The organism is Mycobacterium dioxanotrophicus (genome assembly GCF_002157835.1).
Taxonomy (GTDB): Bacteria; Actinomycetota; Actinomycetes; order Mycobacteriales; family Mycobacteriaceae; genus Mycobacterium; species Mycobacterium dioxanotrophicus.
Map to the genome: position 1 here is coordinate 639649 of NZ_CP020809.1, position 24349 is coordinate 663997.

Annotated in this window: 24 protein-coding genes, 1 tRNA gene, 1 other RNA gene and 1 pseudogene; 11 read left to right on the top strand and 16 right to left on the bottom strand. The window is 67.8% G+C overall.

The features are described 5' to 3' along the window. Positions 1-89: 89 nt before the first annotated feature. The 4 genes from BTO20_RS02925 to BTO20_RS02940 all read right to left on the bottom strand — a co-directional run bounded on the left by BTO20_RS02925 (position 90) and on the right by BTO20_RS02940 (position 3714). Positions 90-1619: a PucR family transcriptional regulator gene (locus tag BTO20_RS02925; protein WP_087073225.1), complete on the bottom strand. Its 1530-nt coding sequence runs from the start codon at positions 1617-1619 to the stop codon at positions 90-92. A 1-nt stretch (position 1620) separates the two neighbouring features. Then, on the bottom strand, positions 1621-2640 hold the full coding sequence (locus tag BTO20_RS02930) for a S1C family serine protease (RefSeq protein ID WP_087073227.1): 1020 nt from the start codon (positions 2638-2640) through the stop codon (positions 1621-1623). Positions 2641-2687: 47 nt separating this feature from the next. Next, positions 2688-3554, bottom strand: a complete 867-nt coding sequence (locus BTO20_RS02935) for a hypothetical protein (protein ID WP_087073229.1) — start codon at positions 3552-3554, stop codon at positions 2688-2690. Positions 3555-3628: 74 nt separating this feature from the next. Beyond that, positions 3629-3714 (bottom strand) — tRNA-Ser (locus tag BTO20_RS02940). 106 nt (positions 3715-3820) lie between these two features. Here BTO20_RS02940 and ffs point away from each other — a divergent pair. The 4 genes and pseudogenes from ffs to BTO20_RS40195 all read left to right on the top strand — a co-directional run bounded on the left by ffs (position 3821) and on the right by BTO20_RS40195 (position 7263). After that, positions 3821-3915, top strand: an RNA gene (ffs, locus tag BTO20_RS02945) — signal recognition particle sRNA small type. A gap of 50 nt (positions 3916-3965) precedes the next feature. Beyond that, positions 3966-5246: an aminotransferase class I/II-fold pyridoxal phosphate-dependent enzyme gene (locus tag BTO20_RS02950; RefSeq protein ID WP_087073231.1), complete on the top strand. Its 1281-nt coding sequence runs from the start codon at positions 3966-3968 to the stop codon at positions 5244-5246. A gap of 26 nt (positions 5247-5272) precedes the next feature. Further along, positions 5273-6652: pseudogene (locus BTO20_RS02955) on the top strand (DNA polymerase III subunits gamma/tau); the annotation flags it as partial. A 65-nt stretch (positions 6653-6717) separates the two neighbouring features. Beyond that, positions 6718-7263, top strand: a complete 546-nt coding sequence (locus BTO20_RS40195; RefSeq protein ID WP_232491024.1) for a hypothetical protein — start codon at positions 6718-6720, stop codon at positions 7261-7263. A 76-nt stretch (positions 7264-7339) separates the two neighbouring features. Here BTO20_RS40195 and BTO20_RS02960 read toward each other — a convergent pair whose 3' ends face one another. Both BTO20_RS02960 and BTO20_RS02965 read right to left on the bottom strand, forming a co-directional pair. Further along, entirely contained in the window at positions 7340-8653 is a 1314-nt protein-coding gene (locus BTO20_RS02960; protein WP_087073233.1) for a class I SAM-dependent methyltransferase, read from the bottom strand. Further along, positions 8650-10050 carry an FAD-binding oxidoreductase gene (locus BTO20_RS02965; RefSeq protein WP_087073235.1) on the bottom strand — a complete coding sequence of 467 codons (1401 nt, stop codon included), beginning with the start codon at positions 10048-10050 and terminating at the stop codon, positions 8650-8652. The genes BTO20_RS02960 and BTO20_RS02965 overlap by 4 nt, the downstream gene beginning before the upstream one ends. 91 nt (positions 10051-10141) lie before the next feature. On the opposite strand from BTO20_RS02965, the gene BTO20_RS02970 reads away from it, so the two are divergent. Then, positions 10142-10582 carry an SRPBCC family protein gene (locus BTO20_RS02970; RefSeq protein WP_087073237.1) on the top strand — a complete coding sequence of 147 codons (441 nt, stop codon included), beginning with the start codon at positions 10142-10144 and terminating at the stop codon, positions 10580-10582. On the opposite strand, the gene BTO20_RS02975 is transcribed toward BTO20_RS02970, so the two are convergent. Further along, positions 10579-11346, bottom strand: coding sequence for an Rv3717 family N-acetylmuramoyl-L-alanine amidase (locus BTO20_RS02975; RefSeq protein ID WP_198344239.1), 768 nt, complete (start codon positions 11344-11346; stop codon positions 10579-10581). The two genes, BTO20_RS02970 and BTO20_RS02975, sit on opposite strands and share 4 nt — an antisense overlap. Positions 11347-11459: 113 nt before the next feature. Here BTO20_RS02975 and BTO20_RS02980 point away from each other — a divergent pair, with 113 nt between their 5' ends. From BTO20_RS02980 to BTO20_RS02990, 3 genes are all read left to right on the top strand, one after another. Then, positions 11460-11792, top strand: coding sequence for a YbaB/EbfC family nucleoid-associated protein (locus BTO20_RS02980; protein ID WP_087073241.1), 333 nt, complete (start codon positions 11460-11462; stop codon positions 11790-11792). A gap of 10 nt (positions 11793-11802) precedes the next feature. Beyond that, a complete protein-coding gene (recR, locus tag BTO20_RS02985) occupies positions 11803-12414 on the top strand; it encodes a recombination mediator RecR (RefSeq protein ID WP_083165101.1) in 612 nt (203 codons plus the stop codon). Positions 12415-12506: 92 nt separating this feature from the next. Continuing rightward, a complete protein-coding gene (locus tag BTO20_RS02990; RefSeq protein WP_087073244.1) occupies positions 12507-13220 on the top strand; it encodes an MBL fold metallo-hydrolase in 714 nt (237 codons plus the stop codon). A gap of 63 nt (positions 13221-13283) precedes the next feature. Here BTO20_RS02990 and BTO20_RS02995 read toward each other — a convergent pair whose 3' ends face one another. Further along, the gene (locus tag BTO20_RS02995; protein ID WP_087073246.1) at positions 13284-13994 is read right to left on the bottom strand and encodes a type 1 glutamine amidotransferase; all 711 of its coding nucleotides are present in this window, start codon (positions 13992-13994) and stop codon (positions 13284-13286) included. Beyond that, positions 13991-15244, bottom strand: a complete 1254-nt coding sequence (locus BTO20_RS03000; protein WP_087073248.1) for a Mur ligase family protein — start codon at positions 15242-15244, stop codon at positions 13991-13993. The genes BTO20_RS02995 and BTO20_RS03000 overlap by 4 nt, the downstream gene beginning before the upstream one ends. 74 nt (positions 15245-15318) lie before the next feature. Between BTO20_RS03000 and BTO20_RS03005 the strand changes: the two genes are divergently transcribed. After that, positions 15319-16332 carry a DEDDh family exonuclease gene (locus BTO20_RS03005; RefSeq protein WP_087073250.1) on the top strand — a complete coding sequence of 338 codons (1014 nt, stop codon included), beginning with the start codon at positions 15319-15321 and terminating at the stop codon, positions 16330-16332. Here BTO20_RS03005 and BTO20_RS03010 read toward each other — a convergent pair. After that, the gene (locus BTO20_RS03010; RefSeq protein WP_087073252.1) at positions 16329-16715 is read right to left on the bottom strand and encodes an SHOCT domain-containing protein; all 387 of its coding nucleotides are present in this window, start codon (positions 16713-16715) and stop codon (positions 16329-16331) included. The genes BTO20_RS03005 and BTO20_RS03010 overlap by 4 nt on opposite strands. A 52-nt stretch (positions 16716-16767) precedes the next feature. Then, positions 16768-18576, bottom strand: coding sequence for a 2-isopropylmalate synthase (leuA, locus tag BTO20_RS03015; protein ID WP_087073254.1), 1809 nt, complete (start codon positions 18574-18576; stop codon positions 16768-16770). 326 nt (positions 18577-18902) lie between these two features. Between leuA and BTO20_RS03020 the strand changes: the two genes are divergently transcribed. Further along, positions 18903-19130 carry a hypothetical protein gene (locus BTO20_RS03020; RefSeq protein ID WP_198344240.1) on the top strand — a complete coding sequence of 76 codons (228 nt, stop codon included), beginning with the start codon at positions 18903-18905 and terminating at the stop codon, positions 19128-19130. 52 nt (positions 19131-19182) lie between these two features. Here BTO20_RS03020 and BTO20_RS03025 read toward each other — a convergent pair whose 3' ends face one another. The 5 genes from BTO20_RS03025 to BTO20_RS03045 all read right to left on the bottom strand — a co-directional run bounded on the left by BTO20_RS03025 (position 19183) and on the right by BTO20_RS03045 (position 23230). Further along, positions 19183-19524 (bottom strand): thiocyanate hydrolase, encoded by a 342-nt coding sequence (locus BTO20_RS03025; RefSeq protein ID WP_087073256.1) that lies wholly within the window; start codon positions 19522-19524, stop codon positions 19183-19185. A 4-nt stretch (positions 19525-19528) separates the two neighbouring features. Further along, positions 19529-20239, bottom strand: a complete 711-nt coding sequence (gene scnC / locus BTO20_RS03030; protein ID WP_087073258.1) for a thiocyanate hydrolase subunit gamma — start codon at positions 20237-20239, stop codon at positions 19529-19531. Next, the gene (locus tag BTO20_RS03035; protein ID WP_087073260.1) at positions 20239-21075 is read right to left on the bottom strand and encodes a nitrile hydratase subunit beta; all 837 of its coding nucleotides are present in this window, start codon (positions 21073-21075) and stop codon (positions 20239-20241) included. Before BTO20_RS03035 ends, scnC begins: the two co-directional genes overlap by 1 nt. A 123-nt stretch (positions 21076-21198) precedes the next feature. Then, a complete protein-coding gene (locus BTO20_RS03040) occupies positions 21199-21846 on the bottom strand; it encodes a helix-turn-helix domain-containing protein (RefSeq protein ID WP_087073262.1) in 648 nt (215 codons plus the stop codon). Positions 21847-21976: 130 nt separating this feature from the next. Further along, the gene (locus tag BTO20_RS03045) at positions 21977-23230 is read right to left on the bottom strand and encodes an ammonium transporter (protein ID WP_087073264.1); all 1254 of its coding nucleotides are present in this window, start codon (positions 23228-23230) and stop codon (positions 21977-21979) included. Positions 23231-23365: 135 nt separating this feature from the next. Here BTO20_RS03045 and BTO20_RS03050 point away from each other — a divergent pair, with 135 nt between their 5' ends. Further along, the gene (locus BTO20_RS03050; RefSeq protein ID WP_087073266.1) at positions 23366-24349 is read left to right on the top strand and encodes a linear amide C-N hydrolase; all 984 of its coding nucleotides are present in this window, start codon (positions 23366-23368) and stop codon (positions 24347-24349) included.

Consider the following 24349-nt stretch of genomic DNA (forward strand, 5'->3'; position numbering starts at 1 on the left):
CCGCCACCTCCGCGATCGAGATTCACTCTGACAACACCCATGGTGAGGTCGGCGACCACGGCACTGTTTGCCCGATTTCGACAAACGAACTAGGGCGGATTGTCGGCTTCCGACAGGCTGTCGGTGACGGCTAATTCGATCATCATCGCCAGCCGTTTGCGGGCGTCGTCGAGGCCGAGATTGGTCACCTCGGCCATCTTGCGCAGCCGGTACCGCACGGTGTTCTCGTGCACGTCGAGCCGCTGCCCGGCATTGGCCAGATCGCCCTGGGCCTCCAGCCACGCCCGCAGGGTCTCGGTGTACCGGGTGGAGTGCGTGCGGTCGTGTTCACGCAGCTCGGCGACAGGACCGCGCTGCGGTACGCGGCCCGACTGCGCGGCCACCCGCAGCCGTTGCAGCAGGATGTCATCCCAGGCTTCGTCGTAGACCGGAGCAGCTCCGGTGCGCCGCACCTCGTGCAGGGCCAGGCACTCCTCGGCCTCGCGGCGCGCCGACGCGAGTTCCGCCGCGGTTGCCGGTCCGCTGACTCCGGCCAGCAGCGTCAGGTGCGCGGGCAACGCCGTCCGCAGTGCCGTCAGCCAACGTCCCGCGGCCGAGGCGTCGGCGCCGGGGAGCACGGTGTAGACGGCGTTTCCGGCCAGCGCGCTGCGGCCCGGCCGGGACCAGCCGAAGCCCGTGGTGGCCCGCTCGAACGCCAACAGCAGCGCCGCGTGCCGGTCGTCGGCGGTGTGCGCCCGCAGGGCGATCACCCGCAGCGGGGTCTGCGGCAACGCGAGTCTGCTGACCACCGTTGTCGCGTCGGCGGCGCCCTCGAGCAGCCGCAGCACCAACTCGGACTCCACCTGTCGTTCCAGGTCCGCGCTGGCCCGTGAGCGCAGCAGATGCATGGCCACCAGCCGCGCGCCGTGGGCCAGCGCGATGCGCCGGTCTTCGGGCAGCGGCTCGGCGCAGGTCACCCAGACCGAGCCCAGCAGTTCGCGGCCGGCCCGCGCGGCCACCACCATGCGTCCCGTCAGCCCGTAGTCGGGGTCGCCCGCGACGAACATTGGATCGTCGGATTCGGCGAGATGACGGAACACGCCGCGCTCCTCGAACACGGCCCGCAGCCGCTGCGGGGCCTCTCGGCTCAGGATCGTCTCGGCGCGAGCCGGGTCGGCGTGCTGTTGCATCCGCGAATACGCCAGCACCGTCGAACGCCGGCCTTCGATGGTCACCGAACCGCCGACCGCGTCGGCCAGGCTGTCCGCGAGCGCGAACAAGTCCGTTGGCCCGCGCCCGGATTCGGTTTCGCGGCCCTCCAGGACCAGGCCGTACACCACGGCGGCCAGCTCACTCCAGGACACCTGCGGGTCGACGACCATCACCGCCATGTCCTCGGGCTCGCTCGAGACGGGCTCACCGGAGTCGCGGACCAGGACCACCACCGCCCGGGCCGCGGAGGCCCAGGCGATGGCTTCGGCGGAATCGGCGGCGCCGACGGCGATCAGGACGTCACCGACCACATAGCCCGGCTCGTGGATCACGACGCTGCGCAGCTCGGTCGACCGCGGAGTGGAGCAGTGCCGCAGGTGGACTCCGTAGCCGCCCAGTACGTTGATCAGCCGGTCGAGTGTGATCAACTTACGGCCCGGCGGCCAGCGTCGCCTTGCCGTTGCGCGGAGTCCCGGAGGCGTCCTGCCAGGTCAGGTCGATGACGTCGCCCGGGTAGTGCCGGTCGAGGACCAGCGTCAGGGTCCGTGCCGAATCCAGCGGAGTGCCGTCGATGCTCGTCAGCAGGTCACCCGGGACAAGGCCCGCGCCGTCCGCGGGGCCGCCTCGCATGACGTCCTGGATGATCACGCCGCCACCCTGGCGGGGTGCGCTGCGCACGCCGACGCCGAGCATCGTCGGCGCACCGATGTGCACCGAGCCCGACGGCGTGCGGGAGCGGATCTGCCCGGCGACGGCCATCGCGTCGTTGATCGGGATCGCAAAGCCCTTGCCGCCCGGACCCATCCGGAAGTTCACCGACGCAGCCGTCGTCATACCGACCACCTGGCCCGCGCCGTTGATGACGGGACCGCCCGAATCGCCGGCCCGCACGGGTGCGGCGAACTCGAACAGACCGGTGATCTCGTCGCTGCTACCGGTCAGCTCGTCCTCGGCGTTGACGGTGCGCCCGAAGGCGGTGACCGTGCCGACCTCCTGGGTCAGCGGGGCGTCGCTGCCCTGCGCATTGCCTAGGGCTACCACCGGATCTCCTGGTGCCAGCGCGGTGGAATCCCCGATCGTGGCCGTCGGCAGACCGTCCGCACCGCGCAGCTGCAGAACAGCCACGTCGTGCTGCCGGTCGTACCCGATGAGGTCAGCGGGGTAGGACCGGCCGTTGACCGTGGCGCTGACCGCGTTGGCGCCCTGCACGACGTGGTAGTTGGTCAGCACCTCACCGTTCGGGGACAGCACGATGCCGGTGCCGATGCCGTATGCCTGCTGGTAATCGACCCTGGTGTCGACCCGGGCCACTGCCGGTTGCACCACGGAGACCGCGGACAGTGGATCGCCGGGAGCGGCGGTTGCCGGTGCCAGCGGTGCCACCAACACCAAGGCAGCGAGGACCGCCAGGATTATCGAGGTGGCACGGTGTGACCGCAGTTTGCCCATGTATCCATCTTCGCCCGCGTAAGCGGCGCTGTCGACGCGCGGGGGCTTCAGTCCTCGACGGTGACGTTGTCGCGGGACCGTCGGCGCAGGCGCGAGATGCCGCCCTTGTTGGCGGGCCGCCGGTTGCGCAGTTTGCCTTGCTGACCTGCGGCGTCGTCGTCGGCGGCAGCTTCTTTCGGGTAATCGGCGTCGTCGCCGGGCTGGTTTGCGGAGTCCTCGTCGGTCTCGTGCTCGACGGCCGACGATTCCGGCTCCTCCGCGGCGGACTCGGTCAGCTCGACCGACGCCTCGTCGGTGGCTGTGACCTGGGGTTCTTCGGATTCTTCGTCCGTCTCCGGCTCGTCGCCCTCGTCCGATTCCTCGGTCTTTTCAGACTCGTCAGCCTCAGCGGTCTCTTCGGACTCAGCGGCCTCGTCAGCCTCAGCAGCCTCGGATTTGCGACGGCCGCGGGCCTTCTTCTGTGTCGTCTTGAGCGGCTTCGGCGGTGGCGGCGGAAGCTCGGCGAGGAACGCCAGATAGAAGCCAAGGATGCCGAGCAGCGCGATCGAGGCGGCCGCACCGTAGATACCGAACAGCCACTGGCCGGCACTGTCCAGGGACAACCAGATCTCGGAGATCGCGGCGCCGACGATGAGCACCCCGGCCAGCACGTGGAACGCGACCGCCGAGGTACGCAGGCGCAGCGCCAACTGCGGGGTGCCGTACTCGGGGCGACGCGTGCGCTGCAGCGTGAAGAACACCGGAAGCGCGGCCACCGCGATCAGGACGCCGGTGACGATCCGCAGCACCAGGCCGAGGGTGGGGGAAGTTTCGCCCATGAGCTCGGGCCAGCGGGGGAGAACGAAGAAGAAGTAGAGCCCGGCAGCGACGAGTGAGAACGACGCATGCCATATCACCGCGACGGTGCGGCTCATACCCCTCCTTGGATTTGGGTGGGCCGGGGTGCGACCAGACTGCATATGAGCAGGTCACACCCCGGACCCGAGTGCGGAGGATAGGGGATTTGAACCCCTGAGGGCTGTTAACCCAACCCGCGTTCCAGGCGAGCGCCATAGGCCACTAGGCGAATCCTCCGTCGGCAATCGTAGCCGACAGCGCAACCTGCTCTGTCCAGGTGCGGGTGTGGACCCGCTGTGCACCTGTGGTTCGTGGGTATCGAGCACCGGGTACTACACTCGCCCGTGGACCCCGCGCGGCGTCCATCCTGTGAACTCCCCCAGGGCCGGAAGGCAGCAAGGGTCAATGGGCTCTGGCGGGTGCGCGGGGTCCCCTTCATTCATTGAACGCCCGGACCCTTCCGGGTCCACGCTTGTGAAAGGCGCGCGGTGTCGTCGTTCCACTCTCTCGGCCGCGACGATCTGCTCGCGCAGCACGAAAGCCAACAGCGCAACTATGCCGAGCTGCAGGCCAAGAACCTCAGCCTCGACCTGACCCGCGGTAAGCCGTCCCCGGCTCAGTTGGATCTGGCGAATGCGCTGCTGAGCCTGCCCGGCGACGCTGACTACCGCGACCGCGACGGCACCGATACCCGCAACTACGGCGGCCTCAACGGCCTGACCGAGCTGCGCGAGATCTTCGCCGAACTGCTCGGTATCTCGGTGCAGAACCTGATCGCGGGCGACAACTCGAGCCTGGCGATGATGCACGACTGCATCGTGTTCTCGCTGCTGCACGGTGGCGAGGATTCGGAGCGGCCGTGGATCCAGGAACCGGTCGTCAAATTCCTGTGCCCGTCGCCGGGGTATGACCGGCACTTCGCGATCACCGAGTCGTTCGGTATCGAGATGATCCCGGTACCGATGGGCGAGGAAGGCCCCGACGTCGATCTCATCGAGGAACTCGTCGCCGCCGACCCGGCCATCAAGGGCATGTGGTGCGTACCGGTGTTCTCCAACCCGACCGGCACCGTCTACTCCGCGGAGACCGTCCGCCGACTCGTCCAAATGCCCACGGCCGCACCGGATTTCCGGCTGATGTGGGACAACGCCTACGCCGTCCACACGCTCACCGAAGATTTCGTCGAGCAGGTCGACGTGCTGGGCCTGGCCGAAGCCGCGGGCAACCCCAACCGCCCGCTGGTGTTCGCCTCGACCTCCAAGATCACCTTCGCCGGCGCCGGTGTGTGCTTCCTGGGCGCATCCATGCGCAACATCGCCTGGTACGTACTGCACGCGGGGAAGAAATCGATCGGCCCCGACAAGGTCAACCAGCTGCGGCATCTGCGGTTCTTCCGTGACGCCGACGGCGTCCGGCAGCAGATGCAGCGCCACCGCGAACTGATCGCGCCCAAGTTCGCGCTCGTGGCCGAGGTGCTCGAAGACCGCTTGGGTGAGTCGAAGATCGCGTCGTGGACCGACCCCAAGGGCGGCTACTTCGTCAGCCTCGACGTGTGGCCCGGCACCGCCAAGCGCACCATCGCCCTGGCACAGAACGCCGGTATCGCGCTGACCGAGGCGGGTTCGGCCTTCCCGTACCGGAATGACCCGGAGGACAAGAACATTCGCATCGCCCCGACGTTCCCGTCGCTGCCCGACGTGCGAGAGGCCATCGACGGCCTGGCGACGTGCGCGCTCCTGGCGGCGACCGAGTCGCTGCTGGATGACTAGTCGGGACCGGTAGGTAGCCTGCATCCGTGGCTCTCTACCGCAAGTACCGTCCGGCTACGTTCGCCGAAGTCGTCGGGCAGGAGCATGTCACCGAGCCGCTGTCGACGGCGCTCACCGCGGGCCGGATCAACCACGCGTACCTGTTCTCGGGGCCGCGCGGCTGCGGTAAGACCTCGTCGGCGCGGATCCTGGCCCGCTCGCTGAACTGCGAGCAGGGGCCCACGCCGACACCGTGCGGGGTGTGCGATTCGTGCGTCGCGCTGGCCCCCAACGGCCCGGGCAACCTCGACGTCACCGAACTCGACGCGGCCAGCCACGGTGGCGTCGACGACACCCGCGAACTGCGCGACCGCGCGTTCTTCACCCCCGCGCAATCGCGGTACCGCATCTTCATCATCGACGAAGCGCACATGGTCACCACGGCCGGTTTCAACGCTCTGCTCAAGATCGTCGAGGAGCCGCCCGAGCACCTGATCTTCGTGTTCGCGACCACCGAACCGGAGAAGGTGCTGCCGACCATCCGGTCGCGCACCCATCACTACCCGTTCCGGCTGCTGGCACCGCGGACCATGCGCCCGCTGCTCGAGCGCATCTGCGGCGACGAGAGCGTCGACGTCGACGACGCCGTCTACCCGCTGGTCATCCGGGCCGGCGGTGGTTCCCCCCGCGACACCCTGTCGGTGCTCGATCAGCTGCTGGCCGGGGCCGAGGGCAACCGGATCACCTACCAGCGGGCGCTGTCGCTGCTCGGTGCCACCGACATGGCGCTGATCGACGACGCCGTCGAGGCGCTGGCCGCCGGTGACGCCGCGGCGCTGTTCGGGGCGGTCGAGTCGGTGATCGACGCCGGCCACGATCCGCGCCGGTTCGCCACCGACCTGCTCGAACGCTTTCGCGACCTGATCGTTTTGCAGGCGGTCCCCGACGCCGCGACCCGCGGGGTCGTCGACGCGCCCGCCGATGTGCTCGAGCACATGCGTGACCAGTCCACCCGACTCGGCTCGGCGACGCTGACCCGCTACGCCGAGGTGGTCCACGCCGGGCTGGGGGAGATGCGCGGCGCCACGGCACCCCGGCTGCTGCTCGAGGTGGTGTGCGCGCGGCTGCTGCTGCCCTCGGCGCATGACACCGAATCGGCCCTGCTGCAGCGCATCGAACGGATCGAAACCCGGCTCGACATGTCGATCCCGGTCGGGGAGGCCCAGGCATCGGCGGGTCGGCCTGCCGCCGAGCCCGCCAAGACCTACACCCGGCGCAGCCAGGCGGCGGCCACACCGCCGCCGACGCCCGAACCCGCGCCGGCTCCCGCTGTTGTGGCGGCCCGCCCGCTGCGGTGGCACCTCCGCCTCCGCCTCCGCCGCCGCCGGTGCCGGAACCCGAGCCGGAACCGGTGCGTGTGCCCGAGCCCGTGGTTCCGGCGCCTGCACCAGCACCGGCGCCGGAACCAGAACCGACGCCCGAGCCAGAACCCATGCCGTCGGCGCCCGAACCCGCGCCGTCGGCGCCTGCGCCCGGTGGCGAACCCAACGCCGCCGCGGTGCGCTCCATGTGGACGACGGTCCGCGAGAAGGTGCGCGAGCGCAGCCGCACCACCGAGGTCATGCTGTCGGGCGCGATCGTGCGGGCGGTTGAGGACAAAACCCTTGTGCTGTCCCATGAATCTCCGCCGCTGGCCAAGCGGCTCACCGAATCGCGCAATGCCGACGTCATCCGCGATGCGCTCAAGGACGCGCTCGGCGTGGACTGGCAGATCCGCTGTGAGGTGGGCACCGCGGAAGCCGCGGCGCCGCCACCGCCGCGGGCCACCAAGCCCCCGCCAAAGGTCCCCGCCCGGGTCGCTCGTTCCATACCCGAAGCGGACCTGGCGCCCCCTCCGGAGCCGCCATCGCCCGAGGACGAGGAAGAAGAGTTGCTCGCCGAGGCCGGGCAGAGCGAGGCCGGGCCTCGCCGCGACCCCGAGGAGGTCGCGCTGGAGCTCCTGCAGAACGAACTGGGCGCGCGCAAGATCGACGGTTAGCCGCGAGACTGCGCTGAGGGTCGTGAAACGAGCGACTTCACAACCCTCAGCGCAGTCTCGGCGAAATAGCCGACGTCTACGGCTGCCACCACGGGCGCAGCGGCAGGCCCCCGTCGTGCCCGTTCTCGTCGAGCTTGACCGCCAGCACCTGGTGCAGCTGGATGACGTTGGTCTCGAAGCCCAGCCGGGAACCGGCCATGTACAGGCCCCAGACCTTGGCGGTGGGCAGGCCGACCTCGGCTACCGCCTCGTCCCAGTGCTCGACGAGGTTGGCGCACCAGTCGCGCAGGGTCATCGCGTAGTGATGACGCAGGTTTTCCTCGTGCAGCACCTCCAGGCCCACATCCTGGACCTCGGTGATGATGCGGCCGGAGCCCGTCAGCTCGCCGTCGGGGAACACGTAGCGGTCGATGAAGCCGCCGGCCGCGGCCCCCGACCGGTTGTCGTGCCGGGTGATGCAGTGGTTGAGCAGCAGCCCGCCGACGCGCAGCTTGGACTTGAGGAAGCCGAAGTACGACGGGTAGTTGTGCACGCCGATGTGTTCGGTGAGGCCGATCGAGGACACCGCGTCGAAGCCCGACTCGGCGACGTCGCGGTAGTCGCCGTGACGCACCTCGGCCAGATCGCTCAGCCCTTCTTCGGCGATGGCCTTCTGTGCCCACGCGGCCTGCTCGCGCGACAGCGTCACCCCGATGGCCCGCACACCCTGGCGGGCTGCGTAACGGACCATGGCGCCCCAGCCGCAGCCGACGTCGAGCAGCCGGTCCCCGGGCTGCAGCCGCAGCTTGTCGAACACCAGGCGGTACTTGTTCTCCTGAGCCTGCTCCAGCGTGGCGTCCGCATCGGGGTAGCACGCACACGTATAGGTCATCGACGGCCCCAGCACCCACTCGTAGAACGTGTTCGACACGTCGTAGTGGTGATGGATGGCCTCGGCGTCGCGAACCCGGCTGTGCCGCAACCCTTCCACCATCCGGCGCCAGCGCGGCAGCGCTTCCTGCGGCGGAGGGGCGATGGGCTTGAGGTGCTCGATGCCGATGGAGCGGACGATGTTGGCCAGTACGCGCGCCGGTGGCCGTTTGAAGTCCATCTTCTCGGCCAGCGCGCACAGCAGCGGGTACGGATCGCCCGGGTGCACGCCGTGCGGTTCCAGATCACCCGACACGTAGGCGCGCGCCAACCCGAGGTCACCGGGGGCGGTGGCGAGGTAGGTGGTACCGCGCGGGGTCTTGAGATCGAGTCCGAGTGCGGCGTCCTCGGGGCCTGCGGTGCTGCCGTCGTAAGCGGTGAATTTCAGGGGGAGCTGTCCCGCGGCGAAGATCTCCAGGATCTCGGCGAGCGTGAGTTTGTTCGCCTGAGAGTGCGTCGAATTTTCCCTGAAAGTTGTCATTGCCGTTGCACCGCTTTCGAATACAGATCAAGGAGACGTGAATCGGGATCGTAGGTTTTCTTGACCGTCTTATAAGCTTCCCCGCCATATAGTGCGTCAAACTCGTCGCGCGGGTAAAACGCGTCCGAATACAGCGATTTGTGTCCATCGAGCTGGCTGACCTTGCGTTCGATGAGCCGGTTGGTGTGCCCGGGTTCGGGCCCGATCGGCACCGACGACCAGAAGCCGACGTTGACATAGGTGTGGTGGGGGCGCAGCGGATACAGCGGCCACGTTCCGGCGGTTCTCGGATCGTCGCGTAACCGTAGCGGGCACAGCCAGATTGGTTCGATCGGGACGTTCTCGAGAAACCAGGTGAGAAATTCCGCGCAGTTCTCGATCGGCACCTCGACGTCCTGCACCACGCGTTCCCGGGGCGGGCGGCCGTTGCGCTTCTCGATGCGGTCGGCGATGTTGAACCGCCGGTCGTAGCCGATGAGTTTCCAGTAGAAGCTGCTGCGGCGGTAGCGGCGCGGCCACAGCCGCCGGATCGCGGGGTGCTGCGCGCCGAATGCCCGTGAGCACCAGAACCAGTCGGTGTCCCACCGCCACAGGTAATCGTGAATGGTCAGGCGGTCATGTTTTTCCGCCGCGGTCTTCCCGTCGTGCTGGATGGAGCGGTAGTAGATGGCGCTGCCTGTGTAGTCGCTGACAGGACCGGCGGTGGCGGTCTTGATGCCCACGCACAGGTAACTTTCGTCGGCGCTGAACACCACGCCGTCGAGGTAATCGACCTTCTCGCCGCCGATGCCGCCGGTTTCGATGATGCGGTCCATGGCCGCGACCAGCTCGTCCAACGTGTGGAAGCGCAGGTGGCGCAGCGCCACGAATGGCAGCACCGGTTCCAGCTCGATCCGCAGCCGCGTCGAATAGCCAAGAGTGCCATAGGAATTGGGGAAAGCCCGGAATAGATCCGAATGCTCGGCGGGCGATGCGGTGACGATTTCGCCTGCGCCGGTGAGGATGTCCATCTCCAACACGGATTCGTGCGGCAGCCCGTTGCGGAACGACGTGGACTCGATACCGAGGCCGGTGACCGCACCACCGAGGGTGATGGTCTTGAGTTGCGGTACCACCAAGGGCGCCAGCCCATATGGCAGCGTCGCATCCACCAGGTCCTCGTATGTGCACATGCCTGCCACATCTGCGGTCGACGCGTGTGGGTCGACCGCGATGACATTGGTCAAACCTGATGTGTCCAGACCCTTACCGGCGTGCCGGTCGCGGGCGCGGAACAGGTTCGACGTGCTTTTGGCAAGACGAACTGTCTCGGTGGGTTTTATGGCGCGATAGCTGTCGAGGAGCCGCTGTACGCCGGCAGCGTGGACAGCCTGTGCGTCAGTCGGAACAACAGACACACATATACGCTAGTCGGCGGTTGCATTCGATGCGACCCGGAGGAGCGCGGTTATCAGACCGCGACGTCATTGATACAAGGAGTATTCACCGATGGGACAGGTCAGCGCGGTCAGCACCGTATTGATCAACGCCGAACCCGCCGCCGTGTTCGCTGCGATCGCCGACTACCAGACGGTGCGGCCGAAGATTCTCTCCTCGAACTACAGCGCCTACCAGGTACTCGAAGGCGGGCAGGGTGCGGGCACCGTCGCCACCTGGAAGCTGCAGGCGACGAAATCACGTGTCCGCGAGGTCAAGGCGACCGTCGACGTGGCCGGGCACACCGTCATCGAGAAGGACGCCAACTCGTCGATGGTGATCAACTGGACCGTCGCGCCTGCCGGAGCCGGATCGTCGGTCAACCTCAAGACGACCTGGACCGGCGCCGGTGGCGTGGGCGGCTTCTTCGAGAAGACGTTCGCGCCGCTGGGGCTGCGCAAGATTCAGGACGAGGTGCTCGCCAACCTCAAGAAGGAGGTGGAAGGCGCCTAGCGCGCCGACGCGACCTGCTGCGAACCGAGGAACCCGGCGATCCCGCGGACGATGGCGTCGGCGTATTTCTGCCTGCCCTCCGGCGACTTCATCAGCGAGGAGTCGACCGGGTTCTTCATGTTGCCGCACTCGACGAGGACCGACGGGTACTGCGCGAGGTTGAGCCCGGCGATGTCGGAGCGGGCATCCAGCCCGCCCGAGCCGATGTAGGTGGCCGGCGGGATACCCGACGCGGAGATCTGATCGCGCATCACCTTCGCGAACTGCACCGACGGACCGGCCTGCACGGCGTTGAGTGGCGGCGACGAGTAGAGCACGTGGAAGCCGCGGCCGTTGGCGGGGCCGCCGTCGGCGTGGATCGCGACGATGGCGTTCGGGTGCACGGCGTTGGCCATCGCGGCGCGGGCGTCGACGCACGGCCCCACCGAGGTGTCGTCGCCGCGCGTCATCGCCGTCCGTACCCCCAGGGCGGTCAGCGCGGCCCGGACCCGCAGCGTGGTGTCCCAGGTGAAGGTGTGCTCGGGATAGCCGTCGTCGGTCGAGGTGCCACTGGCCTGGCAGTCCTTGGTGCCGCCACGGCCGGTCGGGACCTGTCTGCTGATCGAGGCGTCGTTCGCTCCGTTGTGGCCGGGATCGAGGAAGACGATCATCCCGGCGAGGTTCGCGGGTGCGGCATGGGCTATCGGTGCGGCGGCGGTCGAGACAGCGATGAGCACGCTGCTGGCAACCGCGGTGCCGACACGCAGGCAGGCTGGGACTCGCACGGGCGCCACGGTAGCCCGGGCGCCGTCTAGGCTGGAAGGTCAAACCGCCGCGCTCGAGCGGAGAGAAACCAAGTCGAGACCAAGACGCAACCAACACGGCAAGGGGACCTGTCATGCAACCCGGAGGCACACCCGACATGTCGGCACTGCTCGCACAGGCACAGCAGGTGCAGCAGCAGCTGATGGAGGCCCAGGAGGCGATGACCAACGCGGAGGTCGAGGGTCAGGCAGGCGGAGGTCTGGTCAAGGTCACGGTGAAGGGCAGCGGCGAGGTCGTCGCCGTGTCGATCGATCCGAAGGTCATCGATCCGTCCGATCCGGAGACCCTGCAGGACCTCATCGTGGGCGCTTTCGCCGACGCGTCGGCGCAGGTGCAGGAGATGGCGCAAAGCCGCCTGGGCCCGCTGGCCGGCGGGTTGAGCGGCTTCGGCATCCCGGGACTGTAGGTGTTCTGGAGTGTTTGAGGGTCCGGTTCAGGATCTGATCGACGAGCTGGGCAAACTGCCCGGCATCGGCCCGAAGAGCGCGCAGCGCATCGCGTTTCATCTGCTGAGCGTCGAGCCGCCCGACATCGACCGGCTCACGGCCGTGCTGGGCCGCATCCGCGACGGGGTCACGTTCTGCGAGGTGTGCGGCAACGTGTCCGACGCGCAGCGCTGCCGGATCTGCAGTGACCCCCGGCGTGACGCGTCGTTGGTGTGCGTCGTCGAGGAACCCAAGGACGTGCAGGCCGTCGAGCGCACGCGCGAGTTCCGCGGCCGCTACCACGTGCTCGGCGGCGCGCTGGACCCGTTGTCCGGTATCGGGCCCGACCAGCTGCGCATCCGTGAGCTGCTGAACCGGATCGGGGAACGTGTCGATGGCGTCGACGTGGCCGAGGTGATCATCGCCACCGACCCGAACACCGAGGGCGAGGCGACCGCCACCTACCTGGTGCGGATGCTGCGCGACATCCCGGGGCTGACCGTGACGCGCATCGCCTCGGGCCTGCCGATGGGCGGGGATCTGGAGTTCGCCGACGAGCTCACCCTCGGCCGCGCCTTGGCCGGCCGCCGCGCGATGGCCTGAATTCTTTGGTCCCGAGTGGCCAGTTACCGCACAATTTTCCGCGTTCGGCGTGCGACAACTGGCCACTCGGCGGGATCTACTAGCGTCGAATCATGCCCGACCTGCTTGAGTTGGCTCCCTCGCTGTATCGGCTGCGCATTCCCGGTGACCGCGCGCATCTGCTGAACTGCTATCTCTGGCTCGGTCCGGACGGTGTGACGCTCGTCGACACCGGCTGGCCCGACAGCGCCGCGTTGATCGGTGAGGCCTTGACGGCGTTGGGCCGCTCCCGCGCCGACGTGAAACGCGTTGTGCTGACCCATTTTCACGAAGACCACTGCGGCTCGGCTGCCGAGATCGCCGGCTGGTCGGGCGCTGAAGTGGTTGCCGGCGTGGATGATTCGACCTACATACGCGGTGACGAGCCGGGGCCGCTGCCGGTGCTCACCGACGGTGAGCGGGCGATCCGGCCGGACTTCGAAACCTCACCGCACGGCCCCGCGTGCCGCGTCGACCGCTCGGTGCGCGACGGCGATGTGCTCGACCTCGCCGGAGGCGCCCGCATCGTCGCCGCAGCCGGGCACACGCCGGGCAGCATCGGGTTGTACCTGCCCGCTGCTGACGCCGTACTCACCGGTGATGCGGTCGCGGAGTTCAACGGACAGGTGATCCTCGGAGTCTTCAACACCGACCGGCGCGCCGCCACCGAGTCGCTGGAACGACTCGCGGCCACCGGCGCGCAGGTCGCCGGATTTGGTCACGGGGACGCGGTGCTCACCGACGCTGCGGCGCGGATCGCCGCAGCGGTCGACCCCTTCGTCCCGTGAATGGCCAGTTATTGCACGCTTTTTCGGAGTTTCCGTGCAACAAGTGGCCAGTCGACGGTAGGGCTAGACCCGCCGCGGCGCCGCGAACCGTTCGCGCCGCAACAGGTCGACCTCGGGCAGTTCCAGTGGTGGCAGTTCACCGACCACACGGGTCAGCAGGTGATCGGCCAGCTCCGGGTTGCGCGCCAGGCATGGCCCGTGGAGATAGGTGGCGACCACGCTGCCCTGCACTGCGCCGTCGTAACCGTCCCCGGCCCGGTTGCCCGCGCCTTTGGTGACTGCCGCCAATGGGCGGGCATCAGGGCCGAGAACCGTTCCGCCGCGGTGGTTTTCGAAGCCGGTCAGCGGCTGGGTGAGCCCGTCCAGCAGCGGTGTGGATGCCACTTCACCGATGGTCCTGGCCTCTTGCGGCGACGTTGTGACGTCCAGCAGGCCGACGCCTTCGACGCGTTCGCCTGCCGAGGTCTCATACCAATGCCCCAGGACCTGGATCGCCGCGCAGATCGCCAGCACGGGAGCGCCCCGCGAAACCGCCTGCTGCAGACCGGGATACCGGATCAGGTGCTTGGTGGCCAGGCGTTGTGCGTAGTCCTCGGCGCCGCCGAGGGTGTAGAGGTCACACGAGCTGGGAACCGGGTCGGCAAGGGTGATCTCGACGATCTCCGCGTCGATGCCACGCAGCCGAAGCCGCTGCCGCAGCACCACAGCATTGCCGCTGTCGCCATAGGTGCCCATGACATCGGGGAGCACCAGCCCGATCTGCACAGCACTCATGAGATCCGCCGATTCAGTTGCAAGAACGCGGTGTAGTTCGCGATCACCTCGACATGCCCGGGCGGGCACGAGTCGATCGCGGCGACCGTGTCGTGTACCAGCGTGTGTTCGACCCCCGCGTAGCCCAGCCGCACCGCCAGGTCGGTGCCCCGTTCACCGGCGGCCACCACGACAGCGTCGGTGCCGGCTTCTCGTCGCGCAAGCGGCTCATCGGCGAAGTGCTCGAAGCTCACATCCCACAACCACGAGAGGTCCTCACCGTCGGGCACCTGCCCGTTGACGGAGATGACGACGCCGGCCGCCTGCTTGTCCACCATCGACAGCGCCTCCTGCCATCCGGCCGGATTCTTCGCGAGCAGGATCCGGGCGGTGTGCGAGCCGATCTGCACGGTGCGGTAGCGGCCTGCCACCTCGTCGACGCCGGAGACGGCGGCCACGGCGGCAGCCGGGTCCGCGCCGAGCGCGACCGCCGCCGCGACGGCCTGGGTGGCGTTGCCGCGGTTGACGGCGCCGGGCAGCGCCAGCGTCATCGGCAGGACCAGCCCGTCGGGGCCGTAGATGTGGGTGTCGTCGAACCACCACTGCGGGCTGGGACGCTTGAAGTCGCTTCCGGTGGAGTACCAGCTGACGCCGTCGCGCACGATGATCTCGCCGGAGCGCGGGCAGCTGACCGAATCGCCGGCCCAGCTGCCGCCGGCCGCCACCCACACCACGTTGGGGTTGTCGTAGGCGGCCGAGGTCATCAGGACGTCGTCGCAGTTGGCCACGATCACCGCGTCCGGATGCCGGGCCAGGCCGCCCCGCAGCGTGCGCTCGATGTGGTTGATCTCCCCGACCCGGTCCAGCTGGTCGCGGGACAGGTTGAGCAGCACGATCACCGAGGGGTCCACGGCATCTGAGACGTGTGGGACGTGCATCTCGTCGACTTCGAGCGCGGCCAGATTCGCGGTGCGGGCCCCAGCCAGCGCCGCCACCAGCCCGGCGTCCATGTTGGCGCCCTCCGAGTTGCTGGCCACCGGGCCCACGGTGGCCAGCGCCGCCGCGGTCATCCGGGTGGTGGTCGACTTGCCGTTGGTGCCGGTCACCACCACCGTGCGACGGCCCCGTCCGAGCTGGCGCAGGATCGAGGAGTCCAGAGTCATCGCGACCAGGCCGCCGATCATTGCGCCTGCGCCGCGGCCGGTCACCCGCGACGCCCAGCGTGCGGATGCTCCGGCCGCGAGTGCGGCACGTCCGCGCAGGGTCAGCATTCCGGCGATTTTAGGTGCACGACACGCTGGCCCGCCGAGCGAGGTTGTCGGACTTGCGTGCCATCCTGGCGACTATGAGCACCGCACCGCCGTTGACGGCCCGCCCGTCGTGGGGCCGACCGGCAGCCGAGCCGGGCGCGGGCTGGGCCGTCGTTGATGTGGAGACCTCGGGTTTCCGGCCCGGGCAGGCCCGCATCGTGAGCGTGGCCGCGCTGGCGGTCGGCGACGACGGCAGTGTCGAGCGCAGCGTCGCAAGCCTGCTCAATCCGGGCGTCGATCCGGGTCCCACCCACGTGCACGGGCTCACCGCGGAGATGCTGGAAGGCCAGCCCACCTTCGCTGACGTCGTCGATCAGCTCATCGACGTGCTGCGTGGTCGCACGCTGGTGGCCCACAACGTCGGATTCGACTACGGCTTTCTCACCGCCGAGGCCGAGTTGGTCGGAGCCGAGCTGCCCATCGACTCGGTGATGTGCACGGTCGAGCTCGCTCGCCGGCTGGAACTGGGCACGGAGAACCTGCGGCTGGAGACGCTGGCAGCACACTGGGGTGTCAGCCAGATGCGCCCGCACGACGCGCTCGACGATGCCCAGGTGCTGGCGCAGATCCTCAAGCCCACCCTGGCCCGGGCCCGCGACCGCAAGGTGTGGCTGCCGCTGCGCGAGGTCGGCCGCCGGCGCTGGCCCAACGGCCAGGTCACCCATGACGAGCTGCGGCCGTTGAAGGTGCTGGCGTCGCGGCTGCCGTGTCCGTATGCCAACCCGGGGGCGTACGTGCCGGGCCGGCCGCTGGTGCAGGGCATGCGGGTCGCGCTGTCGGCCGAGATGACGCGCACGCATGAGGAGGTCATCGAGCGCATCCTCGATGCCGGCCTGGCCTACACCGATGCGGTCGATCAGCAGACCTCGTTGGTGATCTGCAACGAGACCGCCCCGGATCAGGGCAAGGGGTACCAGGCGTGTGAGCTGGGGGTGCCACTGGTCGCCGACGGGGAGTTCATGACCCTCATCGGCCACGTCGTGGGTGGGACCGATGTCGAGGAGTTCGTCGACAGCCCGCCCGACGGCGACCAGTTCACGTTGTTCTAGCTCAGCGCCTTGGCCTTGAGGGACTCGTACTCGGCCTGGTTGATCGTTCCCGCGTCGAGCAGTGCCTTGGCGTCGGCGATCTCCTGGGCGGGGGTGCGGCCTGCCGCCTCACGGATGTAGGCGTCGGTCTCCTGCTTGGCCGCAGCGGCGGCCGTGGCCGCGCGCTGGGCCATCCCCTTGCCGCGGGCGATCAGGTAGATGAACGCCGTGAGCCAGGGGAACACGATCAGGAAGATCACCCAGACGGCCTTGATCCAGCCGGAGGTCTCATGATCGCGCCAGAACAGGTCCCCCAGGATCTGGAACAGCACCAGCAAATATGCAATCCACGCAAAGATGATCAGGAAGTGCCAGAGAAAGTCCCACGATGATCCCCAGTCCATGGGTGGCTCCTTTGGAATTGTCGGCTGCGTAGCTGATCTACGCTTCCGTCAGTTAACCACGCGCGGCACGGTTCACGGCGGACACGACGGCCCGAAGTGATGCAGTCGTGATCGACGTCGCGATGCCGACGCCCCACACGGTCTTTCCGTCGATCGACACCTCTACGTAGGCCGCGGCCTGCGCTTCCTCACCGGAGGACATGGCGTGCTCGGAGTAGTCCAGCACGTTGATGTCGTAGCCCACGGCTCCGAGGGCGTCGACGAACGCCGCCAGCGGACCGTTGCCCGCACCGACGATCTCGCGTTCCACGCCGTCGATCTTCACGATCGCGGTGATGGTGTCGGTGCCGCCGTCGACCTCGGAGGCCACGACCTTCTGCCGTATCCGCTCCAGCGGCGTGATCGGCGCCAGGTATTCGTCGGAGAAGACGTCCCACATCTCCTTGGGCGACACTTCGCCGCCCTCGCCGTCGGTGATCTTCTGGACGGCTTGCGAGAACTCGATCTGCAGCCGGCGCGGCAGCACCAGGCCGTGATCGGCCTTCATGATGTAGGCGACGCCGCCCTTGCCGGACTGCGAGTTGACGCGGATGACGGCCTCGTAGGTGCGGCCGACGTCCTTCGGGTCGATCGGCAGGTACGGCACCTGCCACAGGATGTCGTCGACGTCCTGATCGGCCTCGTCCGCATCCACCTTCATCTGGTCCAGGCCCTTGTTGATGGCGTCCTGGTGGCTGCCCGAGAACGCGGTGTACACCAGGTCGCCGCCGTAGGGGTGGCGCTCGTGTACCGGCAGCTGGTTGCAGTACTCGACGGTGCGGCGGATCTCGTCGATGTTGGAGAAGTCGATCTGCGGGTCGACGCCGCGGGAGAACATGTTCATGCCCAGCGTCACCAGGCACACGTTGCCGGTGCGCTCACCGTTGCCGAACAGGCAGCCCTCGATCCGGTCGGCACCGGCCTGGTAGCCCAATTCCGCTGCGGCGACGGCGGTTCCGCGGTCGTTGTGCGGGTGCAGGCTCAGGATGATCGAATCCCGCGGGGCCAGATGGCGGTTCATCCACTCGATCGAATCGGCGTAGACGTTCGGGGTGGCCATCTCGACGGTCGCGGGCAGGTTGACGATCAGCGGCCATTCCGGCGTCGGCTGGACCACCTCGGCGACGGCGTTGCAGACGTCGACGGCGTACTCCAGTTCGGTTCCGGTGTAGGACTCCGGCGAGTACTCGAAGCGCCACAGCGTGCCGGGGTACTTCTTGGCCTCCTCGACGCACATGCGGGCGCCGTCGGTGGCGATCTTCTTGACGGCCTCACGGTCGGCGCGGAACACCACGCGGCGCTGCAGGATCGAGGTGGAGTTGTAGAAGTGCACGATGACGCGCGGCGCGCCGGCGCACGCCTCGAAGGTGCGCTCGATCAGCTCGGGGCGGCACTGTGTCAGCACCTGGATGGTCACGTCGTCGGGAACGGCGCCCTGCTCGATGATCTCGCGGACGAAGTCGTAGTCGGTCTGGCTCGCCGACGGGAAACCGACCTCGATCTCCTTGTAGCCCATGCGGACCAGCAGGTCGAACATCCGGCGTTTGCGCTCGGGGCTCATCGGGTCGATCAGGGCCTGGTTGCCGTCACGCAGGTCGACCGCGCACCACATGGGTGCGTGCTCGATCACCTTGTCCGGCCAGGTGCGGTCGGGCAGCGTGACAGGTTCGACCTCGGCGGCGAACGTCCGGTACCGGTTGACAGGCATCGACGATGCGTGCTGGGTGTTCCAGGAGGGTTGGCCGTCGCGGCGCGGACCGGCCGGGGTCTTGATGGCGCGTACCGAACTGTAGGCGTCGACAGAGGTTTCTTGCGTGGTCATGATGGTTGCTCCGGGTCGATGGGGGATTCAGACCGGCGCATCGCGAAAACCCGCGACGGGAGGCCAGTCTGGATCAGACCCCGTCGCGGCGTCCGAGAAGGAGCACCCGCTGCACAGTCAACATCACCGCTGACTGTACTCCGCGTCCCTGTTCCACCCCAAACCTGAGCGTGCGCCACCGTCCTCCGATCGGGGGACGGCACATTCAGCCGGCACATCCTCCAGTCGCTCGACAGACCTGGACGGCTGTGCGCGGCATTCTTGTCTCAACGGCGAAACAAGCCGAAGAAACAATCGAAATAGCCACTCACGCAAAGGAATTCGAAATGATCACCACCAAGAGCATCGTCCGGATCGCCGCTCTGCCGATCCTGTCCGCCGGCGCCATCGGCGCGGCCGCCCTCGGCCTGGCCGGCACCGCATCCGCTCAAGGCCCCACCGGCCCGGGTCACGTGTACAGCCCCGACACCTACGCCACCCCGGCGCCGGACGTGATGCCGGGCTGGCACAACCACCATGGCGCCTGGCGCATCACCAACCTGCAGAACCAGTAGTGCCGCAGAGGGGCCGTCCCCGAGGTGGGATGGCCCCACGCGTACGCGGGGCTCAGGCCTCGAGCCTGGCCCGCACCGCGTCGAGCCGCTGTCGCAGCTCGGTCTCGTCGATCACGCCGCGCACCAGCAGCGAGTGCGCCAAGGACACCAATTGGTTCTCGGGGTAGGGCAGGTCCGCATAGAGCGTCGCCGAGAGTTCGTCTTCCTCGTCACGGCGTTCCTTGAAGCTGAGTCTCCCTGTCCCGCAAGCGGAATGGTCGAGTGCATCGCAGAGACCGTCGAGGCTGGTCTTCCACGGCGGTACGGGATTCTCGACGCCGTACTTGGCGGCCATCCGGGGCCACACCTGGTTGCGGTCGACGATGGTCTTCAGCGTCGAGATGTCGTCAGCCATGCCGTCACTCCGCCGGGTGGACCGCAGGTCGGGTGTCGACGATCACATTGGTGGTGACGCCCGGCCTGGGCAGCGCGACGCCGATGAGGCAGTCCCGCGTGATGATCTCGGCGAGCTGATCCTCGTCCCAGCCGTCGGTGCCATCGGGGCGCATGGGCATGACCATGAAGCGATGCTTCTGGTTGGAATCCTCGACGCGGACCTCCACGTCGTCGGGCAGGTACAGGCCGAATTCGGCGAGCACCTGGCGCGGCCAACGCACCAGACGTCGGCGGTAGTTGGGGGTGCGGTACCACTCGGGTGAATTGCCGAGGATGGGCCGCGGGTAGCACGAGCACAGCGCGCAGACGATCACGTTGTGCAGGGTCGGAGTGTCTTCGAGGATCTTGAACGCGGTGAAATCGCTCGGCGTACCGAAGCCGGTCGGTTCGAGCCAGTCGACGCCGACGGCTTTGCTCGCGGCCAGCGCGTCGGTCAGCGCGAGCTGTTTGAAGTCCGGGTCCAGCCAGGCACGCGCGACCAGGCGGGCGGCCGGTGTCGGCCCGATCTGCTCGGCGAACTCGGTGAACCGGCGGTGTTCCTCAGCGGTGAAGATGCCCTTCTCGATGCACAGTTCACGCAGGGCGATCTCGAGCACTTCGAAGTCGGTGATCTCGTCCACCATGGGCTTGACCGTGCGCGCATGGTCGTGATCGTGATCGTGGTGATCCGTCATCAGGCCCTCTCCAGCCAACGTTCGGGGATCTCTGTCTGCAAGGTGTCGCTCGCGGTGCCGGTGTAGCCGTGCCACAACTCGGACTGGTTGAAGCGCACGATGTAGAACCACTCGGGTGTGGCGTCGGCGCGGTCCCACGTCTCGTCCTCGGCGGCCGGGCTCTCGTAGGTGACCTCGGCGATCTCGCCCCGGGCACCGCGCACGTATTCGGGAGTGCGGGTGTAGAGCAGGATCGGCAGCTCGCGGACCTTGACCGCGTCGCCCACCCGGAACCTGGGTTCACCCGCCTGTCCGGCGTACACCTGCGGGTCGCCCTTGCCGACCGCCCGGATGTGGTGCTCGTTGCGGGTGACATCCGCGCCGTCGCCCGCGGATTTCGGCTGCGCTTCGAGCTTGCGGCCCGCCAGGCCGCCCTCGTAGCGGGCCTGGACCTCGACCATGCGCTGGGTCAGCTCACCGAGGCTGATGTGGTGTTTCTCCACCAACACCCGCGCGACGGCCCACAGCCACCGCCCGTAGTAGGGGAAGCCCTGGTAGACCGCGCGCCCGACGTCGACGTTGCCGATACGGCGGCGCTCCTCGGACAGCCAGATCCCGCGCCACGCGAGCACTTCGCAGATGACGTAGGTCATGTGCTCCCAGTACTCGTAATCCTTGTTCTCGTACTTCATCGGAGCGTCCGGCTCTCCGCCCACGTCGTGGACGGTCTTCATGTACGCCAGGAAGCGCTCGTGATCGAGGAGATCGGGGGGCGGCGCGTCCGGCATCTCCGGATAGGCGGACTTGAGCCGTCCGACCAATTCCAGGTGGGCAGCGCGTTCGGCGGCTGTGCTCATGGGAGTTCCCCTCGGCGGGCACTGTCGAGCAGACGCCTTCAAACTTTAGTGACAGTGCCACTCGCGCATGGCGGAATCCGCGACTTACGCGCGCGAAAATTGATCTCGCAGAGGTGTTCTCGGTCAGACCTGCGAATCGGGGAAGGCGATGACCGACAAGAACCGGATCGGCAGCTCCACCAGATCGGTCGGTCCGTGGGCGCCCTCGCCGTCGATCTGCAGCGAGTCGCCGGGGTGCAACCGGTACACCGAGCGGCTGTGGCTGTAATCCATCACGCCTTCGAGCATGAAGATGAACTCCGTGCCGGGATGCTGGAACAACGGATAGGTCTGGCTCTTCTCCGACAGCGTCACGTGCAGGCATTCCAGCCGCTTGTGTTCCCCGCGCAACGAACTCAGCAGCTGGTACTCGTGGCCTTCGCGCGTGCCCTCGCGCACGATGCGCGCTCCGGTGCCCGCCTTGACGAACGCCGCCGGACGTTCCACGTCCGCACCGCGAAAGAGGCTGGTCACCGGCACGTCCAGACCCTTCGCCAATAACGCGAGCGTGGACAGGCTGCACGACGTCTGCGCGTTCTCGATCTTGGACAGCATGGCCTTGGAGATCCCGACCTGGGTCGCCATATCGGCGACCGTCAGGCCGTGCTGCTGGCGCAGCTGGCGCACATTGCGCCCGATCGCCGCCTCGAACTCGAGCTCATCGGCGGAAGCGAGCGGATCACGGTCCCGGGCGGTGCCCGATTTGTTGCGGAGTAGTGGGACTTCACTCATGCGCAATCCGCCTTCGGCTTCTGGCTGGCGCTCACAATTACCTGTTTAACGTATTTCCCTCCGTATCCTCCCGCATTTCCCCACGCCGAAGTGCCGGCGTGGGGCTGCGGAGACTTCCGTCGGTCGTGGGTCAGACCAGTTCGAGCTCGTAGGCGGCGTCGCGATGGACCTTGGTGTCGATGCCGAGTTCCTCGTCTTCCGGCGAGATGCGGATGCCCATCGTCTTCTTGATCGCCAGCGCGATGACGTAGGCGATGACGAACGAATAAACCATCACGGCCAGTGCCGCGACGCCCTGGCGCCACAGCTGGTCGAGACCGCCGCCATAGAACAGGCCGTTGACCTTGTTGGGCATGGTGTCACTGGCCAGCAAGCCGATGAGCAGCGTGCCGATGACTCCGCCGACGAGGTGCACCCCGACCACGTCGAGCGAATCGTCGTAGCCGAACTTCTCCTTCAGGCCGACGGCCAGCGGGCAGATCGCCCCGGCGATCAGGCCGAGCACGATCGCACCGACGGGTGTGACGGCACCGCAGGCCGGGGTGATGGCCACCAGGCCGGTGATGGCGCCCGCTGCGGCGCCGACGCCCGTGACGTGCCCGTCTTTGAGTTTCTCGACCGCGAGCCAGGCCAGCGTGGCCGCGCAGGTCGCGACGAACGTGGTAACCATGACGATGGCGGCCGAATTGCCCGCGGCCAGCGCCGACCCGCCGTTGAACGCATACCAGCCGGCCCACAGCAGGCCCGCTCCCAGCAGGGTCAGCGGCACGTTGTGCGGCTTGCGCAGCCGGCCCCAGTTGGCGCCCTTGCCGAGCACGATGGCCACGGCCAGCGCGGCGGCGCCGGCGTTGATGTGCACTGCCGTGCCGCCCGCGAAGTCGATGGCGTGCAGCTTGTTGGCGATCCAGCCGCCCACGGAATCCTTGGTCACGGTGCCGTCGACCGCGAACACCCAGTGCGCGACGGGGAAGTAGACGAGCACGGCCCACACGGTCGCGAAGACCATCCATGCGGCGAACTTCATCCGGTCGGCGGCCGCGCCCGAGATCAGCGCCACGGTGATGGCCGCGAACAACGCCTGGAACAGCGAGAACAGGCTGACCGGCAGGCCGTTGACAGTGGTCATCGGTTCGAGCAGGTTCTTCATGCCGAGAAACTCGGTGAAGCTGCCGACGAACCCGCCGTACGAGGTGCCGAACGTCATGGAGAACCCGAAGAGGATCCAGAGCACACCGACGACGGCGACCGCACCGAACGTCATCATCATCATGTTCGTCGAGCTCTTCACCGACACCATGCCGCCGTAGAACAGCGCCAGGCCGGGGATCATCATCGTCAGCCCGATGATGCAACAGAGCATGAACGCCGTGGTTCCTGTGTCCATCAAATATCTCCTGAGGGTGGCGGCCCGTCGGGCCGGTCCCCGTCAATAGACGACGCTTCTGTTACGGGAACGGGCTTCGCGTGTTGCGGGCGGATTACGCCTGACCCGGGTCTGGGCTGGCTAGCCTTTGGGCGCATGTGCACCCGCGTCGTCTACCTCGGCACCGGAGATCGCGTCGTCACCGGCCGTTCGATGGACTGGAAACTGGAGATCGGCACCAATCTGTGGGTTTTGCCCCGCGGGGTGGCGCGCACCGGACAGGCCGGACCGGACTCGGTGGAATGGACCGCGAAGTACGGCAGCGTGGTGGCGACCGGCTACGACATCTGCACGACCGACGGGGTCAACGAGGCGGGCCTGGCCGTGAACCTGCTGTGGCTCGCCGAATCGCAGTACCCGGCCGCCGACGCTGCAGGCCCGGCGGTCGCCCTGTCGCTGTGGGGCCAGTACGTCCTGGACAACTTCGGCTCGGTCGCCGAGGCCGTCGAGGCCCTGACCGCGACGCCGCTGCGGGTCGCCACCGCCGACGTGCCCGGTGAGCAGCGGATGGCCACGTTGCACCTGGCCATGTCCGACGGCACAGGGGACAGCGCGATCGTCGAGTACGTCGACGGGCAACAGACCATCCACCACGGCCGTCAGTACCAGGTGATGACCAACTCGCCGATCTTCGCCAAGCAGCTCGCCATCACCGAGTACTGGGAGGAGATCGGCGGCACCGTGATGCTGCCCGGCACCAACCGCGCCGCCGACCGATTCGTGCGGGCGTCCTTCTACATCAATGCCGTTCCCAAGTCCGACGATCCGGTGCTGTCGGTGGCCGCGGTGTTCAGCGTGGTGCGCAACGCGTCGACCCCGTACGGCATCGCGACCTCCGACGAACCGAACATCTCCTCGACCCGGTGGCGCACGGTCGTCGACCACAAGGCGCGGCGGTACTTCTTCGAATCGGCGCTGTCTCCGAACACGTTCTGGGTGGAGCTGGCGAACCTGGATTTCAGCGCGGGCGCGCCCACCCTGCGGCTCGATCTCGGCGAAGGAGAGAAGACTGTCTATGCCGGGGACGCGAGTTCGCAGTTCCGGCCTGCGCAACCGTTCACCTTCATGACGGTGCCCTGA